The 3,989-nt window shown below is 37.9% G+C and carries 1 pseudogene; it reads right to left on the minus strand.

The features are described from left to right. A pseudogene (locus tag BN200_RS02040) lies at positions 1-3,989 on the minus strand (hypothetical protein); the annotation flags it as partial.

Genomic DNA, 3,989 nt, shown 5'->3' on the forward strand with positions numbered 1-3,989 from the left:
TCTAAAAGAAATGTAATTTTGCTATTTTCTTGTGCTTCCGTTTCTTTGCCTTGTTCTTCTGCTTCCTTTTTATGACGTGCGACAAATGCCTTGGCTTTATCGTTCCATAATAAAGCATCACCTGTAACTTGTTGCGTAATATTCGTTATGTTTTGATTAAGTTCGTTGAACTTATTGGTTATATCATTGGTAACTTTATTCTGAACATTCGTGAAAGACGTACCAACTCCCGTCAAAGCTTCCGCGACATTCGTATAAATCTCTTCTCCTTCATTGCCATCATCTTTGACAGTTTTAACTTTAAATTTTGGAGCAGTCCATTTTCCTTTATCATCATAACCTGCTCCACCGTCAAAATATTTTGCAAACTGATCCTGTAAGGAATAAAGTTGGGAACCTGTCACTGCGTCAGTGGAAACTTTGGAAATCTCTCCATTCGCAAGAAAGGTGATCTTACTATTTTCTTTTTTACCTTCTTTTTCTCCATGTTGAGCGACAAAAGCACCCTCAGTATTACTCCAATTTAAAGAATCCTGTGCAACTCCCTCTGAGACTTCCTTAATCCGATCATTCACATTCTTGATATTGCTATCAAGACCTGCAAAGGCTTTGCCAACATCTTTAAACTCTGTCGGCTCCACCTTACCATGAGTATCAACCTGAGATAATTTATAAGTTGGCTGTGTAAGAGCACCATCTTTAAAGGATGCTTCTCCTCCCAAAAACTTAGCAATATCCTCACCAATGGTATTGATCTGACCTCCCGTGATAGCATCATGTGAATCCTTAGCAATACTACCATCCGCAACATTGTGGAGAGCGGTGAAGCTTTGATCTTTACCACCTAAAGTTATACTCGCATAATCAGTTTTACCACCCTTTTTATCATAATGAACAACAGCTGAATCATCTGACTGAAGATGATTAATCTGGTTGGTAATCTCATTTTTGATATTCGTGAAAGAACTACCAACACCTTCAAAAGCAGCTGCTACATTCTTGTACTCTTTCTCTTCAGATTCACCATTATCCTTAACTGTTTTAACTTTAAAGCTTGGGACTGTCCATGTGCCATTTTCATACTTAGCATTACCGCCAAAAGCTTTCGCAACATTGTCACCTAAAGAATAAAGTTGAGAACCATTAATAGCTTCTGTTGAAGTAGCGGAAATATCTCCAACAGCAAGGAATTTAATTCTGCTATTCGTTTTTTCTTTTTCACCATGCTGAGCTACAAAAGCGCCCTCAGTACTATTCCAATTTAAAGAATCCTGTGTAACTCCCTCCGAGACTTCCTTAATCCGTTGATTCACATTCTTAATATTTTCATCAAGACCTGTAAAAGCTGAACCAACATCGTTATAGGACTTATTTGTGACCTGTCCTTTTTCAGAAACTTCAGATAATGCATAAGTTGGTCCTGTGAAAGCTCCATTGTTAAAGGATGCTTCTCCTCCCAAGAATTTGGCTATATCTTCACCAATTTTATTAATCTGTCCGCCATTGATTGCATCATGCGACTTATCACCAATAATACCATTACCAACATTGCGGAGAGTTGTCTGGGTTTGACCTTTACCACCTAAAGTCACACTCGCATAATCAGTTGCACCATCCTTTTGTTTATCATAATGAACAACCGCTGAATCATCTGATTGAAGGTTGTTAACCTGTTTAGTAATCTCATTTTTGATATTTGTGAAAGATGTACCAACTCCACTCAAAGCAGCAGCTACATTCTGATAATCTTCATCCTTTTCCTTACCATCAGTGTCAATCGTTTTTAATTTAAATGTTGGAGCAGTCCATTCACCATTCTCATACTTAGAATTACCACCAAAATAGGTTGCAACCTTATCACCCATCGAATAAAGTTGTGAACCATTAACAGCATCCGTTGAACTTTCATTAATAGTTCCAGCTTGAAGAGATGTAATCTTGCTATTAGATTTTTCGCTGCCATCCCCATGAAGAGCAACAAATGCTCCTTTATCATTATTCCACAACAAGGCATCACCTTGAACTGATTGAGTAATATTATTCACCTTTTCAGTAAAGTCATTAACAACATTCGTTAAGTGATTATTTACATTCTTGACACTCGTATCAAGCCCTTCAAAAGCTGAACCAACATCGTTATAAGACTGTTCTGTCACTTCACCTTTCTCAGCAACTCTCGATAATTTATAGGTTGGATTCGTAAAAGTACCCTCTCTAAAGATCGTACCACCACCAAAATAGGTAGCAACTTCCTGAGAAATTGTATTAATCTGTCCACTATTGACCGCGTCATGTGAATTCTCAGCAATCTTACCATCAGCAACATTATGCAAAGCGACAGCACGAGCATTCGCACCTCTACCCAAAGTGATACTCGTATAATTAATGCTACCAGTTTCATCTTTATTTTTATCATAATGGACAACAGCGGACTCATCAGACTGAAGACTGTTAGAAAGCTTCTCTAAATTTTCTTCAAGTTGAGCTTTATTAACCGCTTCATTATCATTCTCAGCCTTTTTAACACCAGAGAGAGTCCGATCTAAACCATCACGATTTGCAAGATCAATTTTAAAACCGCCTCTTTCTTTACCAATCGTAATAAGACTAAGATTATCTTGCTTCACAAGATTATCGCCTTCTACTTTAGTAATTGCGTTATTAACCTCATTGGTAATTTTATTCTGAACGTTTGTGAAAGAACTACCAACTCCAGCCAAAGCTTCTGCAACACTTTTATAGCTTTCCTCTCCAGAGTTGCCATCTTTCTTAACTGTCTTGACTTTAAAAGTTGGAGCAGACCATTCGCCTTCCTTATTATAGCCGGCGCCACCACCCAAATAGGTCGCAAGCTGCTCGTTCATAGAATAAAGTTGTTTACCCGTAACTGCATCTGTAGAGCCAGAAGCAATATTTCCATCCGAAAGATGGGTAATTTTACTCTTTGTTTTTACACCATCCTTTTTATGATCGGCAACAAACGCGTTATCAGTATTGCTCCACAATAAAGCATCCCCTGTAACTTGTTGCGTCACATTACCGACTGCTTCTGCTAATTTCTCTTCTACTTTCTTGATGTTTGTATCAAGCTGAGCTTTGTTAACAGCTTCATTATTCTTTGTTGCTTCCTTCACACCGGAAAGGGTACGATCCTCACTATTCTTGTTAGTAATATTGATTTCACTGCCTTCTTCTTTTGCTCCAATGGTTATACGCTTTGTTGTATCACCTTGTTGTACAAAGCTGTTGGCGGCAACTTGAGAAACCACATTATTAATCTGTTCAGTAACTTTATTCTGAACATTTGTGATAGACGTACCAACTCCAGTTAAAGCTTCCGCTACATTCTTATAGCTCGCCTCTTCAGCCTTACCATCAGCTTTAACTGACTTTATTGTAAATTTTGGATCAGCCCATTTACCGTTCTGATATTCAGCACCACCTCCAAAATATTTAGCTATATTCGTGGCAGCGGTTTGGAGATTAGTGGAAACAGTATCTACTTCCTGATTTGTCGCAAAAAGCTGTGAACCCGTGACTGCCTCTGTTGAATCTTTTGAGACGTCACCCTTCTTTATCCCCGTAAGAGTACGCTTTTCTTTATTTTTGTTAGCAATATCGATTTTATCACCCTCTGTATCCTTACCAATGGTGATGTGTTGCGTTTCTTTATCTTGCTGCACAAGGCTTTCACTCACCACATTTTTAATTTGATTTTCGACATTCGTGATAGAATTATTTACGTTGATAATTTGTTGCTTTACCTTTGTAAAAGAGTGGCTCACACCAGAAAAAGCACTAGCAACGTCATTATAAGATTTGTCTTCAAAAGTATAAGTAGGTGCCTTACCATTCAGTACATTAGCATCACCACCTAAATATTGTGATGTATTGTTAGCTATTGTTGATAAATTTGTTTGAACCCCTGTCACACTCGTCCGTATCTCAGAAAAGTTATTCTTAAGAGTTGTAACATCATTATTGGTCGT

The sequence above is a fragment of the Bartonella senegalensis OS02 genome, assembly GCF_000312545.1.
Lineage (GTDB): Bacteria > Pseudomonadota > Alphaproteobacteria > Rhizobiales > Rhizobiaceae > Bartonella > Bartonella senegalensis.